Source organism: Bacteroides luhongzhouii, assembly GCF_009193295.2.
Classification (GTDB): Bacteria; Bacteroidota; Bacteroidia; order Bacteroidales; family Bacteroidaceae; genus Bacteroides; species Bacteroides luhongzhouii.
The window spans coordinates 562,694-577,982 of the sequence record NZ_CP059973.1 but is presented as its reverse complement, the minus strand read 5'-3'; the positions used below and the strand labels follow the sequence as shown (position 1 = coordinate 577,982).

At 42.9% G+C, this 15,289-nt stretch carries 12 protein-coding genes; 5 read left to right on the top strand and 7 right to left on the bottom strand.

Features of this window, described 5'->3' with window-relative positions; translation table 11 throughout:
• Positions 1-104: 104 nt before the first annotated feature.
• The 4 genes from GD631_RS02150 to GD631_RS02135 all read right to left on the bottom strand — a co-directional run bounded on the left by GD631_RS02150 (position 105) and on the right by GD631_RS02135 (position 5,680).
• Positions 105-1,085, bottom strand: a complete 981-nt coding sequence (locus GD631_RS02150; RefSeq protein ID WP_143260202.1) for a bifunctional riboflavin kinase/FAD synthetase — start codon at positions 1,083-1,085, stop codon at positions 105-107.
• Between the two features lie 10 nt (positions 1,086-1,095).
• Positions 1,096-1,719, bottom strand: coding sequence for an HAD family hydrolase (locus GD631_RS02145; RefSeq protein ID WP_143260203.1), 624 nt, complete (start codon positions 1,717-1,719; stop codon positions 1,096-1,098).
• Complete coding sequence (locus GD631_RS02140) at positions 1,709-4,414, bottom strand: calcium-translocating P-type ATPase, PMCA-type (protein ID WP_143260204.1); 2,706 nt, start codon at positions 4,412-4,414, stop codon at positions 1,709-1,711. The genes GD631_RS02145 and GD631_RS02140 overlap by 11 nt, the downstream gene beginning before the upstream one ends.
• A 90-nt stretch (positions 4,415-4,504) precedes the next feature.
• The gene (locus GD631_RS02135) at positions 4,505-5,680 is read right to left on the bottom strand and encodes a sensor histidine kinase (RefSeq protein ID WP_143260205.1); all 1,176 of its coding nucleotides are present in this window, start codon (positions 5,678-5,680) and stop codon (positions 4,505-4,507) included.
• A 222-nt stretch (positions 5,681-5,902) separates the two neighbouring features.
• Here GD631_RS02135 and rd point away from each other — a divergent pair, with 222 nt between their 5' ends.
• A complete protein-coding gene (rd, locus tag GD631_RS02130; protein ID WP_004306971.1) occupies positions 5,903-6,067 on the top strand; it encodes a rubredoxin in 165 nt (54 codons plus the stop codon).
• A gap of 86 nt (positions 6,068-6,153) precedes the next feature.
• On the opposite strand, the gene GD631_RS02125 is transcribed toward rd, so the two are convergent.
• Entirely contained in the window at positions 6,154-7,851 is a 1,698-nt protein-coding gene (locus tag GD631_RS02125) for a Na/Pi cotransporter family protein (RefSeq protein ID WP_143260206.1), read from the bottom strand.
• 82 nt (positions 7,852-7,933) lie between these two features.
• Between GD631_RS02125 and GD631_RS02120 the strand changes: the two genes are divergently transcribed.
• Both GD631_RS02120 and GD631_RS02115 read left to right on the top strand, forming a co-directional pair.
• The gene (locus GD631_RS02120; RefSeq protein ID WP_143260207.1) at positions 7,934-9,607 is read left to right on the top strand and encodes a nucleoside kinase; all 1,674 of its coding nucleotides are present in this window, start codon (positions 7,934-7,936) and stop codon (positions 9,605-9,607) included.
• A 220-nt stretch (positions 9,608-9,827) separates the two neighbouring features.
• Complete coding sequence (locus GD631_RS02115; RefSeq protein ID WP_143260208.1) at positions 9,828-10,229, top strand: hypothetical protein; 402 nt, start codon at positions 9,828-9,830, stop codon at positions 10,227-10,229.
• Positions 10,230-10,233: 4 nt separating this feature from the next.
• Here the strand turns inward: GD631_RS02115 and GD631_RS02110 are convergent, their stop codons facing one another.
• Positions 10,234-11,544, bottom strand: a complete 1,311-nt coding sequence (locus tag GD631_RS02110; protein WP_143260209.1) for an acetylxylan esterase — start codon at positions 11,542-11,544, stop codon at positions 10,234-10,236.
• 17 nt (positions 11,545-11,561) lie between these two features.
• The gene (locus GD631_RS02105; protein ID WP_143260210.1) at positions 11,562-12,935 is read right to left on the bottom strand and encodes an aminopeptidase P family protein; all 1,374 of its coding nucleotides are present in this window, start codon (positions 12,933-12,935) and stop codon (positions 11,562-11,564) included.
• Positions 12,936-13,073: 138 nt separating this feature from the next.
• Between GD631_RS02105 and rpoN the strand changes: the two genes are divergently transcribed.
• Together rpoN and GD631_RS02095 are read left to right on the top strand one after the other, a co-directional pair.
• On the top strand, positions 13,074-14,558 hold the full coding sequence (gene rpoN / locus GD631_RS02100; protein ID WP_143260211.1) for an RNA polymerase factor sigma-54: 1,485 nt from the start codon (positions 13,074-13,076) through the stop codon (positions 14,556-14,558).
• Positions 14,559-14,604: 46 nt separating this feature from the next.
• Positions 14,605-15,276, top strand: a complete 672-nt coding sequence (locus tag GD631_RS02095) for a phosphatase PAP2 family protein (protein ID WP_143260212.1) — start codon at positions 14,605-14,607, stop codon at positions 15,274-15,276.
• The last annotated feature ends 13 nt before the right edge of the window (positions 15,277-15,289 follow it).

The following is a 15,289-nucleotide window of genomic DNA, read 5'->3' as shown; positions in this document are numbered from 1 at the left end:
AACATAGCTAACATTGAGATAGCTATTACCACCAAAGAGATGCTCATAAATGACTTTTGCATAAGAATCTATTTTAAAGTTATTATTATCGGTTATTGTATTATTTATTTTGTTTCTCTGCTGTTGCTGCCTGCCTTGTTGGCAAGAAGAATAGCTTCCGTCTCTTCGGCATCTTTATGGAGTTGCGTTATTAACTCGTCAATACTGGAGAATTTCAGTTCGGGACGCGTCCGTTTTACGAAAGTAAGCCGGATGAATTTATCATATATGTCCGAATGGAAGTGAAGGATATTCACCTCAATGGTTCGGTTAGGCCCATTATCAATCGTCGGGCGGACACCTATGTTTAACATTCCCATATATGTTTTTTTGTCGAATGTCACCCATACGGCATATACACCGTCCGCGGGGATCAGTTTATCAGGATCATCCACGCTTAAATTGGCCGTTGGAAAACCTATTTTCCGCCCTACCTGATAGCCGCCTACTACTATTCCGTCAAGGAAATATTCATATTTCAGGCAATCAGCAGCCAGATCCACTTCTCCTTGATGAAGAAGTTTACGGATCAGGGAAGAACTTACCGGAACGTTGGGTACGTTCTCTATTTCTATATTGCTGGTATATGCTTTGGCGCGGATCACTTCTATACCAATTTCTTTCCCGTAGCGTACATAATCCTCGAAGCCTTCGCTGCGGTTGTGCCCGAAACGATGGTCATAGCCGATAACCAGGTATTTTACCTGATAACGTTCTTTTAACAACTGTGTCATGAATTCCCGGGCGGTAAGCCGGGAAACTTCCGGGGTGAAATCAAGCATCAGGCAGTAATCTACCCCGATGTCTGCAAGCAGACTTATTTTTTCTTCCGGGGTGGTCAGAAGTTCCGGACGGTAATCCTCATTCATCACTTTGCGGGGATGAACGGGGAAGGTAACCAATGCAGAGCGTAGACCTTTGGCGGCGGCTATCTCCTTCACTTGCTGAATCAGATAGCGATGTCCTGCATGTACTCCATCAAAGAAACCGATGGTAGCTACACTGGGTTCCGGGTTAATAGCCGATGTGTCACGTATAATCTGCATATCTCTAAAATTATTTGCTGTTGAAAAGATGGCTCCAGTCTTCGCCTGCTTTTGCAGTATAAGTGATAATTCCTAACTCCTGTGCTGCCTTACAGTTCATCTCGGAATCATCGATAAAGAGCGTTTCTTCCGGCTCGATACCGGCATCCTCTATGATTGTCTTGAAGATCTCCGGTTCGGGCTTGGCCATTTTCATTTCAAAAGAGAGATACGTTTTCTCAAAATAGTCTTCTACCTTAAATGTGCGGTAGGGAAACAGATGAATACATGTCCAGTCCCAATGGATTTGGTTGGTATTACTCAATAAATAGACGACGTATTTCTCACGTAATTTTAATAATAAATCAAGTTTGTGTGTCGGTATGTCTACCAAAAAACTATTCCAGGCTGCATCTATTTGTTTGTCGCTTACTGCTTTGCCTATCATCTTACGAACTCCGTCGCGGAATTCGGCGGGTGTAATTAATCCTTTTTCCTGTTGCATCAGGAGCCCGTTCGGATTATGGATATCCAGTAAGTCCTCCACGTTCCGGAGCCCTAATTTCTGAAAGTTCTCAATGCAACGTTGGCGGTCGAGATTGATAAGTACACCACCCAAATCAATAAGAAGGTTTTTTATTCCTTTACTTTTCATTTCTGTTTTTTTTGTGAATAATACGTTGAACAAGGCGAATAAGTTCTCCAACCCATAACACCGTGGACGAAACGCCTATAATAAGAAGCCAGGTTTGCCAGTCAAGCGGTTCCGTACGGAATACAGCTCCACCGAACTGTACGATTAGGAATTGTCCGGCAAGGATAGCCAGTACAATGAGCTCCATACCGTACGACTTGGAAAGTCCTTTGAATGCAGAATCGGTAGTGCCGAATACACGGGCATTGAACAGATTCCAAAATTGCAGCATGACAAAGAAGGTGAAGAAGATGGTCAGGTTGTGTATGTTCATACCTTCCGTGCTGTGGTCGAAATAATAAATCATTCCGAGTAGTACGATGAGGAAGATGGAACCCACACCTAATATATTAGACCGCATTGCCTTACTGATAATAAAATCAGTGCCGCGACGAGGTTTCTCAAGCATCACGGTTTCGCTGGGGGGAATGGAAGCAAGAGCCAAAGCGGCAAAAGTGTCCATAATCAGGTTCACCCATAACATTTGTGTGACAGTCAGTGGAAGTTCCGTACCGATCACAGAACCCAATAGAACTATGAGCAGTGCTACGAAGTTGATCGTTAGCTGGAAAACAATGAAACGCTGGATATTCTTATACAGGGAACGTCCCCACATAACAGCAGTTCCGATACTGTTGAAGGAGTCATCGAGCAGGGTAATATCGCTGGCTTCTTTGGCTACAGAAGTACCTGTACCCATTGACAAACCTACTTGGGCATGATTCAAAGCCGGGGCGTCATTGGTTCCGTCTCCGGTTACGGCTACGACTGCTCCTTTTTGCTGAAGCAGTTGCACCAGGCGTTGCTTGTCAGTCGGGCGGGCTCGGGACATGATTTTTAAGTCCATCACTCTATCCAGTGCTTCTTCATCGCTCAATTCGGCAAATGCAACACCGGTGATTCGGTTCCGCTCGGTATCTGTTTCGGGGTTCCAAAGACCTATCTGGCGTGCGATTTCCGTTGCAGTTCCCGGAGTATCACCGGTCACGATCTTGATGCCGATACCTGCAGACTGACATTTAGCAACCGCGGCAGGTACGTCCGGACGAATCGGGTCGGAGATGGCAACTACTCCCAAGAAATTCAGGTCATTGGCTGAAACCAGTTCCGTACAATCATTAGGCTCATTTTCTCCGACAATCTTGAATGCAAATCCAAGTGTACGCATAGCCATATTCTGATAGCTCAACAGTTGTGCTTCTACTGTGGAGCGATATTCTACGGCGTCTACTTGCCGTCCATCCAGGACTACTTCTTTACACTTACCCAAAACAATTTCCGGAGCTCCTTTTATATAAAGTATTTTTTTGCCGATTAGTGGTGACTCAACAAGGGTTGCCATGAATTTCCGTTCGGTAGAGAAAGTGAGTTGGTCGAGGATGTGTGCTTTCTCGCGAAGTTCCAGATAATTTTTTCCTTGCTTGTTAAGCCAAAGCAATAAAGCTACTTCGGTGGGATTTCCTACTCCTTTCGGTTTCTCACCGTTCGTTGATTCTTCGAGGAAAGCGGTTGAGTTAGCGCTTATTCCTTCTGCAATGAGTGTGCTGATATCATCGTCGGACAAAACACTGCCATTTTTGATGCCGTAAAAATTAGGCTCGTGTACTTGCATCAGGTTTTGAGTCAGTGTACCGGTTTTATCCGTACAAATCACGGTGATGGCTCCCATTGTTTCGCAGGCGTGCATTTTCCGCACCAGGTTGTTGGTAGAAAGCATGCGACGCATGTTTAATGCCAGGCTAAGAGTGACGCTCATTGGCAATCCTTCAGGCACAGCTACTACAATCAGTGTAACTGCCATCATAAAATATTTCAGTGTTCGTTCGAAAACAGGAAGCCACTCATGCCATCCGTTCAGTGAACCGAAATCAAAGAATAATAATACGTCTTTGACAAAGAAAATAAGGAAAGCGAGACCGGCCACAGTAAAACCAATCTTTCCGATGAGGTTTGCAAGTTTAGTCAACTGTATGTTCAGCGGAGTAGGTTCGAGGGTCTCTTCTGTGCTTTGTCGGGCTACTTTCCCGATTTCAGTAGCATCTCCCACGTGTAGAACGCGCATGGTGCCGTGACCGTCTACCACTGTCGTTCCACGCATCACCAGATTGGAAGCATAAGTTGCCTCCTCATCAAAGTCAGCTTCTACAGTTGTTTTATTAATAACAGGTTCACCTGTCAGATTTGATTCGTTTACTTGCAAAGAAATGGCTTCCAGTAATTCTCCATCGGCCGGGATTTCTTCACCCGTTTCCAAAATTACAATATCACCTACCACTATGTCTTTGCGGGGAATTTCCTGGACACGTCCGTTTCGGATCACTTTTACCAATGTTTCTTCATTGACTGCATTCAGCAGATCAAACTTTTTGCTGGCATCATACTCGAAAAAGAAACCGATTCCGGTGGCCAGTAAGATAGCTGCTATAATTCCGATTGTTTCAGCGTATTCGTTCTCGATGATGGAAATGATTAATGAGAAAACGGCTGCTACTAACAGTACGCGTACAACCGGGTCTTCAAATTTTTCCAGATAAAGTTTCCAGAGGGAAGGACGCTTGGGAGGTGTTAACAGGTTAATACCGTTTTTCTCCCTGCTTTGTAGGACTTCGTCATCCGTAAGTCCTAAATGATAATAGTCATTTTTATTTGTACTCATGCAGATACATGCGTTTAGTTTGAACCGCAAAAATACAACATAAAATTGTGATAAAATGTTTAATTAAAACTTTTTATGAAGTCGAATTTGTTACCGTGGTTTACCACATGTCCGATAAGGAATTGTAAACCAGAATGTAGAACCTTCACCTTCTACGGAATCCGCACCGATCTGACCGCCTAGTTTGGCGACAATGGTTTGAGAAATAGAGAGTCCCAGTCCGGCTCCTTTCTTATCTTTGTTCAGTTTCACAAAGCGCTCGAAGACATCCGGTAATTTCTCTGCCGGAATTCCTGCTCCGGTATCCTTGACATAAAAGTAAAGTTCGGTATCTCTTGCTTCATATCCGATGCGAATACTACCTTCGTGGGTGAACTTAATGGCGTTGCCGGCAAAGTTGGAAAGTACCTGCGCTACCCGGTTGCGATCCGTTTGAATCATGCACGAAGAACGAGATGATTCCGCTATAATTTGTATCTTTCCTCCGGCGTCATTGACTCTCATCTGGAAAAGTTGTTGTAAATCTGAAAGTAATAGATTGACGTCAACCGTTGTCTGTACAAATTCCAATGTTCCGGCTTCGATTTTAGACATATCCAGAATATCGTTGACCAACTGCATCAGGAGGTCGGCATTCATTTTTATGATTTCCTGGTATTGAGCCTTTTCCTCTTCGGTATTTGCGCTACCTAGTACCTCTGCAAATCCGGTGATGGCATTGAGAGGGGTGCGGATTTCATGGCTCATATTAGCTAAAAAGGCAGATTTTGAAATATCCGCTTTTTCAGCTTTTTCTTTGGCTAGTCTCAATTCCTCTTCGGCTTGTTTCCGCCGGGTGACGTCATGTACGGTGATGACCATATTCTCTTCTTCATTAAGAAGGAAGTAGGAGCCGGATATGACTGCGTTACATTCCACAGTCGTATTATCAGATGTGACTACGGATAAAGTTGCTTCGAGATCCGTGAAGTTCCGTCTCTGTTCAAAGGCCTGGCGTATGGCAGTACGTATCGGACAGGAACCGCAAAAACTATGTGTGCCACAACCTCCTTCGGCTGCCAATGCGTTACGGCATTGCAGCAGGTCGCCCACTCTTTTTTCTTCTGTTCCTTTCTTGGTTCCGGTTTTCTGATAATAATTGGTCTTCAGCACTTTAAAATCGTTGTCTATTAGCAGAATAAAGGCATGCACATTCTTTAAGATAGCAGCAGCGATATGGCTGGTACGTTCCAACTTTCTGGATTCACGGAACAATCGTTGTTGCATCCGCAGGCATTTCCTACGTTCCCATAAAAAACTGATTAGTAGGATTGCACATAAAACTATTAAGGTAGACAATAGTGCTATAAGCATAGTGTTATATTGTTGTTTTAGCCTGATAATATGACTACAAAGATAGTTTTTTTCTTTAGTTTGGAAATAGTGTTGAACAAATATCTTGCTATTTGTGTTATATTATTCAGAAAACCATTTAAAAATACGAACGTTATGAAAAAGTACATTTGCACGGTCTGTGAATATATTTACGACCCCGAACAAGGAGATCCGGAAAGCGGAATTGAACCAGGAACAGCATTTGAAGACATTCCAGATGATTGGACTTGTCCATTATGCGGAGTCGGCAAAGAAGATTTTGAACCGTACGAAGGATAAAACCAAGAGAGAGAGAATTATTAAAAGGAGAATCAGTTATGCTATGACAGACCTGATTCTCCTTTTTATGATTCAATTAAGCTCTCTCAAGAAGCTTTTTTCTCTTTCACATCGCTGCTGGCTTCTACTACATTTACTACATAGTCGCCCAGTTTTTCACATTCGGCGATAATATCCATGTAATAAACTCCCATCTGATAATCGTATTCTTTGTTGTTTACGTCCAGAATATTCTGATTTTTCAGTTGGTTACGGTAGTTATTAATTTCATTTTCGATGTTGAAGGACTTATTGATGTCAATGTTCTGATGTTCCGGTTTTTCTACAACCACAATCATTTGAGCAAGTGCGTCGTTAGTCAGCTTCATCATGAGGTGGATATGTTCATATTGTTTCTCGGTAAAATCCTGGTTGGTCTGACGTTTCCGGTTGATGGTACGTGCCAGATTATAACAACTGTCACCGATACTTTCAATTTCCGTCACTTCACGCAGCATAGCGCGTATCTGTAGTTTACTTTCAGAACTTAACCGGCCTTCAGATACCTGATTCAGGTAGTTAGCTATTTCAAGCTCCATGTTGTCGCTGATATTCTCATATTTCTCAATCCGGCTGAACAGCTTGTTGAAATCGTCATCCTTTTCTGTGTGTAGCAGATCCTGTACCATACCGAACATCCGGTGTGTACGTTCTGCAAAAAGATGGATTTCTTTGCGTGCCTGAAGGATAGAGAGTTCAGCGGTAGAAAGCATACCACCAGTGATAAACCGCAAACGAGGTTCTTCGTCCTCTTCTTTGGGATGGATTAAAGCGCATACAGTACGTTCAATCAGTTTTACGGCCCATATCAGGATACATACGTTACAGATATTGAAAATCGAGTGGAAAGCAGATAGCTTGTAGGAGATGGCAACTTCCGGATTACTACTTTGGAAAAAGGTGTCTACTACCCAGTTTACCAACTGCATGAAAGGATGGAAGATAATCAATACCCAGATAACACCGAACACATTAAAAACAAAATGGGCCAATGCTGCCCGCTTAGCCTGTGTGTTGGCTGTAAGTGCGGCAAGATTGGCCGTGATAGTGGTTCCGATATTTTCTCCCAAAACGAGTGCTGCTCCCAGTTCCAGACTGATCCATCCATTGGCACACATAATCAATGTAATTGCCATGGTGGCTGCGGAGGCCTGTACAATCATCGTCAATATAGTACCGATGAGTAAGAACAGAATGATGGAGAAGAATCCCATGTCTGTGTAGTTCTGTACGAAGGCAAGCATTTCCGGGTTGGCGTTCAGGTCGGGCGCGTTTGCTTTCAGGTAAGAAAGACCCATGAAAAGGAAAGAAAAACCGAAAATGAATTCACCGATGGACTTGCGGTTGCTTTTGCCGGAGAAGATGAGCGGAAGGGCGACGGCTAAGAGCGGGAGAGCGAAGGCTGCCATATCAACCTTAAATCCGAAAATTGAAATGATCCAGGCAGTCACGGTAGTACCGATATTAGCACCCATAATGACGCTGATGGATTCGGCAAGTGTGAGCAATCCGGCGTTTACGAAACTTACTACCATCACTGTCGTTGCTGAAGAAGACTGGATAAGAGCTGTTATTAACACTCCTGTTAAAACTCCCGTTACCCGATTGGTAGTCATTGCCGTTAGAATACTTCGCAATCTGTCACCCGCGACCTTTTGTAAGCCCTCGCTCATAATCTTCATTCCGTAAAGGAAGAGTCCTAATGAGCCTATGAGCTTTAAAAAATCATAAAAAGAATATTCCATCTATAATATTTTTAATGGTTATTTGTTCTCTATCTGATTATAAGTATATTAGTCCCAAATTATTCACCTTTTAACGAACTCGATGAAACAGATGTTACAAATATGTTGCAAAAATAACAATATTTCCAAAGAATTCCCTATCGGAAGCTCACTTTTGGATATTTATTACGGTTTTAATCTTAATTTTCCTTATCAAGTAGTAAGTGCCAAGGTCAATAATCGTTCCGAGGGACTTAATTTCAGAGTTTATAATAATAAGGATGTAGAGTTTCTGGATGTGAGAGATCAGTCCGGTATGCGTACTTATGTCCGTTCGCTCTGCTTTGTATTGTTTAAGGCCGTCACGGAACTGTTTCCCGACGGAAAATTGTTTGTAGAACATCCTGTTTCAAAAGGCTATTTCTGCAATTTGCGGATTGGACGTCCCATCGAACTGGAAGATGTGACACGCATCAAACAACGGATGCAGGAGATTATCGCGGAAAATATTTCTTATCACCGCATTGAATGTCACACGGCTGAAGCTGTGCGTGTTTTCAGCGAGCGGGGAATGAATGATAAAGTGAGATTGCTGGAAACTTCCGGTTCGCTCTATACCTATTATTATACATTGGGGGATACCGTTGATTATTATTATGGGAACCTGCTACCTAGTACAGGATATCTTAAATTATTCGATATCGTGAAATATTACGATGGATTGCTTCTCCGGATTCCGAGCCGGGAAAACCCGAATGTGCTTGAAGATGTGGTGAAGCAGGAGAAAATGCTGGATGTTTTTAAAGAATATCTGAACTGGAGTTATATCATGGGGCTTAATAATGCCGGAGATTTTAACCTGGCCTGTGAAGAGGGACATGCAACCGATCTGATAAATGTTGCAGAAGCACTGCAGGAAAAGAAAATAGCCCAGATAGCCGATACTATATTCCATCGTGGTGAAAATGGTAACCGGGTAAAACTGGTATTGATTGCCGGACCGTCTTCTTCGGGAAAGACAACTTTTAGCAAACGGCTTTCTATCCAGCTAATGACCAATGGACTGAAACCATTCCCGATCTCTTTGGATAATTACTTTGTGGATCGTGAAGAGACTCCTCTGGATGAAAACGGAAATTATGATTATGAATCATTGTATGCACTTGATTTGGAACTGTTCAATCAACAGTTGCAGGCACTCCTGCGCGGTGAAGAGGTCGAACTGCCCCGTTTTAATTTCTCTCTTGGCAAGAAGGAGTATAAAGGTGATAAACTGAAAATAGAAGATAATACGATTCTGATTCTGGAAGGTATTCATGCCCTGAATCCGGAACTGACACCGCATATACCGGCTGAACGGAAATTCAAGATTTATGTTTCAGCATTGACCACCATCTCTTTGGATGACCATAACTGGATTCCGACAACCGACAACCGTTTGTTGCGTCGCATTATCCGTGACTTCAATTATCGGGGATATTCGGCACGTGAAACCATATCACGCTGGCCTAGTGTACGTGCCGGTGAAGATAAATGGATTTTTCCCTATCAGGAGAATGCCGACGTAATGTTTAATTCAGCGCTGCTTTTTGAGTTTGCAGTACTCCGCCTGCATGCCGAACCTATTCTGATGGGGGTCCCGCGCAACTGTCCGGAATATTGCGAAGCATACCGGTTACTGAAGTTTATCAAATATTTTGTTCCGGTACAGGATAAGGAGATTCCACCAACCTCTTTGTTGCGTGAATTTTTGGGAGGTAGTAGCTTTAAATATTAAGTATAAAAATTAGGATATATTCGTTATTTGTGTTTTCTTTGCATGAAATATGAATTACCTTTTGTTGTAGTAAGGCAAGAGAATACAAAATAAACAATATTTGAATAGGATTCTTTAGGGGAGAATACTGTATAATGACTGTTATACTAAACTATAATATTGAACCTTTGGTTACTTTTGCTGTTATAAAAGGACTGCATGCAACAAAAAAAATGTGAATATGATTTTTTATAATAGTCTTTTAGCAAAGTGGTTCTTGGGAAAAGGAAAGAAACACTATTTTATGTTAGGCTGGTTTTTCTTTACCCAGTATAAATATCTGGAAGTTTGGGAAGATATGGAGTTACGGATACATGCAAAGCAATATTGGGAATGCTTTTCTTTGACTCTGATACCAGCGTTGATTTTGTCTTTGCTGTTTTCATGGTGGTGTATGATACTACCATTCATAACTTATGACCTGCTTTATTGGTTTGAAAAGATCATCTGCCACCATTCTATATTTAATTGGGAGGCGATAAAACATTGTGGCGATACGCTTTATCTCCGAAAGAGAAAAGCGTATGCCTGGAAGAAAGGTTATGGGAAAAAAGAGTTGCCCGTATCCAGATGGAATGATTGATTCTTTATTTCAAATGCTTCTTTATCCAAAGCAGATGTCCATACTCCGTATCGTTAGAGGTCCAATGCTCATTAATAGGAGTAATCAGGGCTTCTTTCGGACAGTTTAGTACATTGTATACAATATAACTGGTGGTCGGAGGACAGGTGTCATCATTGAATCCCCATGTTATATAGGTGTCTGCTTTTATCAATTTAGCAAAGTTCACTACATCATAATAGGCCATTGTCTTTATTTTCTCGGGGGTATCCATATCCACCGAATTTCTAAAGAAATGCGGATATCCACCGGCACGTCCGGCTTTATAGCCTGCCATATCGCTTAATGCGGGATGATTGGCGACACAGGCTGTCACCCGTTCATCCAGTCCGGCAGCGATTAATGCCAGGGCGCCTCCCTGGCTACCTCCTTGTGCGATCACATTTTTGCCATCCCATTCCGGTAGGGACGTTAGAAAGTCGATACCGCGTACGCAGGCCAGATATACCCGCTTCATATAGTAATTATCACGACTGTCGAGCCCATTGGTCAGATAGCCGTTTTCTCTGCCATTGAAAGCGTTGCTGATTTCTTTAAATTCTTCATCAGTCATTTCCGGATTCAGGCCGTGTATCTCGAACTCAAAACGGATGCATCCTTGCTCTGCATAATATTTATGGCGTAGAGGCTCTTTGATGGTTTTGATACCAGCTCCCGGAGGGCACAAGACAACCGGAAACTTTCCTTCTTTTTTCGGGTAGAATAAATATCCGTAGACGCATTGTCCACGTTTGTTCAGCTGCAATTTTACGAGATAACAGTCTATTTTATCAGTGGAATATTTTTCGACATGTTCTTTGGTATACGTTAGGGGAAACTCCTTTTGTTCCGCTTTTGCCTTTTCCCAAAATTCCTTGAAATCGGAAGGCATGGTTGTATATGGGCGAAGTTTCTCCGGTGAAAATCCTACTTTTATATGATGTGAATAGGTCTTTCCATCTACGGTTGCTTTCAGGCGACAGTCGCGGAATCCCGGCTCTTTCATTGTGCCCACGGGAATCATCCCCCTGCCATTCTTTAAAGTTACACTTCCTTTTGTATCGGCAACAGGCATCATATCACCACCTATTTCATAAGTGACGGTTACATTATCCCTGGGAATACCGTATTTATAGAATTGTACTTCCACAGTTGCCTTTTCTCCGGTTTTATAAAGCCAGTCGGCATGATTGGGCACGGTGACCCAAAGCACATCGCTTTTATAAGGATAGTTTTCAGCTACGGCGGACAGTAAAGTAAGTGACAATAGCCATACAGATAAAAGTAGTCTTTTCATGGTGTTATTCATTGTTTTTATCTTAAAGCTTCCACCTCTTCCGGTGTCAAAGGAATTTTCTTGCCTAACCGGCGGGCGCCGGTTTCTGTAATCAGATAATCTTCCTCATTACGGATACCGCCGAAGTCCTTATAAGTCTCCACTACTTCATAGTTGATAAAATCAGTAAATTTCTTTTCTGCTTTCCATATGTCGATCAATTCCGGAATAAAATAAATACCCGGTTCTACTGTGTGTACAAATCCCGGTTCCAACGGAATGGCGAGACGTTGCGATTTGCGACCGAACTGTGTGCTCTTCGGCTGGCCATTATATCCTACCCATATTTCTCCCAGATTTTCCATATCGTGTACGTCCAGTCCCATCATGTGTCCTAATCCATGAGGATAAAATAGCGCATGGGCACCTTCGCGGACCGCATCTTCCGTATTTCCTTTCATCAATCCGAGTGTCTTCATCCCGTCTACCATGACACGGGCAGACAGTTCGTATACGTCCATATAAGGAATACCCGGACGAAGAGCTTTTACAGATTCCAAATGCATCGCATTCTGGATCTCGTATACTTCGCGCTGACGGGCTGTAAACTTTTTGTCGGCAGGAATGGTAGACGACATATCGCCTGCATAGCCTGATTCTACTTCTGCGCCTGCGTCAATTAGAAACAGATCACCCGATTTTACTTTATTCCCATGATAATGGTTGTGTAAGGTCTGTCCGTTGATAGTGGCAATGGTGGCGAACGAAAGCTGGCAGTTGTTAGATTCGGCCACCCGGTTCATTTCCGCTACCACCTCGTATTCATACATGCCCGGACGAAGCACTTTCATGGCGGTGATGTGCATATCGGCAGTTACATCGCAAGCCTTCTCTATTTCTACAATTTCTTCAGCAGATTTATAATTACGTTGGGCGATAACGGCACGGATGAATGGAACAGAACCTTCCTGACGTGTAGGGGGAATACCCAACCAATCCATCAGTTTCAGCTTATGCTCGGGACGGTAAGGCGGCAGATAATGAACCGCTTTCCCCTTTTGGACGCACTTGTGGAGATAGCTTGTGATTTCTGCGGACGGCATCAGATTTTTTACGCCCACACGTTCACATTTTTCGTGTAATGTAGGTTGCGATCCCATCCATACGATTGCGTCGATAGACAGTTCATCTCCAAAAATGATTTCTTTGTCTTCATCAATATCAATAATAGCCGAAAGGCCGGCGCATGAAAGTCCGAAATAATAAAGGAAAGTGGAATCCTGACGATAACGGAAGGTGTTATCCTCGTAGTTCAGTCCACACTCGTCATTTCCGAGAAATAACAATACCCCGGAGCCTAAATTTTTTTTTAGCAGGGCTCTTCGCTGCATATACGTTTCTTTGGCAAACATATTGTCCTAATTTTTAAGTTCGTGCAACAAAGATAACGAATTTTGTGTTATAGGATTAAAAATTATCTCCCTAATCTGTGTAATCTCTCGTTAAAAAGTTACTTTTGTAGCGAGAAATAGTAGAAAGCAAAAACGAATATGGCACAAGGTTCCCGTCAAATACAATCTCAGGCGCAACAGCAGGTACAAACGCTTTCGCCCCAGCAGATTCTGGTCGTGAAACTGTTGGAGCTTCCCGCAGTAGAGCTGGAAGACCGTATCCATGCTGAACTGCTTGAAAATCCGGCACTTGAAGAAGGTAAAGAAGAAAGCGTTGCGGATGAGTATTCTGATTCCGATACTACGGAAGATGGCATGGATAGCGATGCCAATGATTATGATTCTTTGAGTGATTATCTGACTGAAGATGATATTCCCGATTATAAATTACAAGAAAACAATCGCTCGAAAGATGAACAGGCAGAGGATATTCCGTTCTCTGATTCCACCTCTTTTTATGAAATCCTGAAAGAACAGTTGCGTGAACGCAACCTGACTGAACATCAGCGTGACCTGGTGGAATATCTGATCGGTTCATTGGACGATGACGGACTGCTCCGTAAGTCATTGGAGAGTATCTGCGATGAACTGGCGATTTATGCCGGCATTGAATCGACAGAAGAAGAACTGGAAGAAGCACTATGTATCTTGCAGGACTTTGATCCCGCTGGTATCGGTGCCCGTAGCCTTCAGGAATGTCTGTTGATACAGATTTGCCGGAAGAAGGACGAGGAGAAGAAGCCCAACCCGATATTGGAACTGGAAGAACGTATCATCAGGGAGTGTTATGAAGAATTCACCCGTAAACACTGGGAGAAGATTATAAGAAAACTGGATATTGATGAAGAGACTTTCCAGGAAGCTCTTAATGAGATAACCAAGCTGAATCCCCGTCCGGGTGCTTCTTTGGGAGAAGCGATCGGCAGGAACCTCCAACAAATAGTTCCCGACTTTATTGTGGAAACGTATGATGACGGAACCATCAATGTAAGCCTCAATAACCGTAATGTCCCCGAACTCCGTATGAGTCGTGACTTCACGGAAATGGTGGAGGAGCATACCAAAAACAGGGCTAATCAATCAAAAGAATCCAAAGAAGCGATGATGTTCCTGAAGCAGAAAATGGATGCGGCACAAGGATTTATCGATGCTGTGCGGCAACGTCAGAATACCCTGATGACTACCATGCAGGCTATCATTGACTTACAACGTCCTTTCTTCCTTGAAGGAGACGAATCTCTGTTGAAACCGATGATTTTGAAAGATGTGGCTGAACGTACCGGACTGGACATTTCAACGATCTCCCGTGTGAGCAACAGTAAATATGTGCAGACAAATTACGGTATTTATCCGCTCAAATTCTTTTTCAGCGACGGGTATACCACAGAGGACGGTGAAGAAATGTCTGTCCGTGAGATACGCAAGATCCTGAAAGAGTGTATTGATGGGGAGGACAAGAAGAAACCGCTGACAGATGATGAATTGGCGGACATCTTGAAAGAGAAAGGTTATCCCATTGCTCGTAGAACGGTAGCCAAATACCGTCAGCAGTTGAATATTCCGGTTGCGAGACTTCGAAAATGAGAACGAATATAAAGTATTAAGTATAAAGTATCAAGTATTAGTGCTGATGGACAGAGAGAGAGAACATATCATAGCGGATAAGACAATGTTGCAGGTGGCGAGAGCTACTTCGATGGTCTTTACTCCATTTTCTATTCCGTTTTTATCGTTTCTGGTGTTATTCCTGTTTTCTTATCTTCGTATCATGCCGATACAATATAAGTTGATCGTGTTGGGAATTGTTTACTGCTTTACCATACTGACACCTACCATTACCATTTTCCTGTTTCGCAAAATAAATGGTTTTGCCCGTCAGGAGTTGAGTGAGCGTAAGAAACGTTATGTACCGATTCTGCTGACTATCATCTCGTATGTGTTCTGCCTGTTGATGATGCGCAGGCTGAACATTCCCTGGTATATGACAGGCATCATCCTCGCTTCTTTGGTGGTTTCTATTATCTGCATCGCAGTGAATTTGAAATGGAAATTGAGCGAACACATGGCAGGAATGGGCGGAGTGATCGGCGGACTGATTTCTTTCAGCGCTTTGTTCGGTTACAATCCGGTCGGATGGTTATGCTTGTTTATATTGATTGCCGGTATATTAGGCTCTGCACGAATTATCTTGGGACATCACACGTTGGGTGAGGTGCTTTCCGGTTTTGCGGTAGGCTTGATATGTGCCCTTTTGGTACTTCATCCGGTGAGTAACATCTTATTTCGAGTATTTTTATTTTAAAACAGTATAAATC

Bases quoted from the DNA above. Each gene is read 5' to 3' on its own strand.
- GD631_RS02145 (WP_143260203.1), bottom strand. From the start codon at position 1,719: ATGAAAAGTAAAGGAATAAAAAACCTTCTTATTGATTTGGGTGGTGTA.
- rpoN (WP_143260211.1), top strand. From the start codon at position 13,074: ATGGCACAAGGTTCCCGTCAAATACAATCTCAGGCGCAACAGCAGGTA.
- GD631_RS02105 (WP_143260210.1), bottom strand. From the start codon at position 12,935: ATGTTTGCCAAAGAAACGTATATGCAGCGAAGAGCCCTGCTAAAAAAA.
- rd (WP_004306971.1), top strand. From the start codon at position 5,903: ATGAAAAAGTACATTTGCACGGTCTGTGAATATATTTACGACCCCGAA.
- GD631_RS02135 (WP_143260205.1), bottom strand. From the start codon at position 5,680: ATGCAACAACGATTGTTCCGTGAATCCAGAAAGTTGGAACGTACCAGC.
- GD631_RS02115 (WP_143260208.1), top strand. From the start codon at position 9,828: ATGATTTTTTATAATAGTCTTTTAGCAAAGTGGTTCTTGGGAAAAGGA.
- GD631_RS02095 (WP_143260212.1), top strand. From the start codon at position 14,605: ATGGACAGAGAGAGAGAACATATCATAGCGGATAAGACAATGTTGCAG.
- GD631_RS02150 (WP_143260202.1), bottom strand. From the start codon at position 1,085: ATGCAGATTATACGTGACACATCGGCTATTAACCCGGAACCCAGTGTA.
- GD631_RS02140 (WP_143260204.1), bottom strand. From the start codon at position 4,414: ATGAGTACAAATAAAAATGACTATTATCATTTAGGACTTACGGATGAC.
- GD631_RS02110 (WP_143260209.1), bottom strand. From the start codon at position 11,544: ATGAAAAGACTACTTTTATCTGTATGGCTATTGTCACTTACTTTACTG.
- GD631_RS02125 (WP_143260206.1), bottom strand. From the start codon at position 7,851: ATGGAATATTCTTTTTATGATTTTTTAAAGCTCATAGGCTCATTAGGA.
- GD631_RS02120 (WP_143260207.1), top strand. From the start codon at position 7,934: ATGAAACAGATGTTACAAATATGTTGCAAAAATAACAATATTTCCAAA.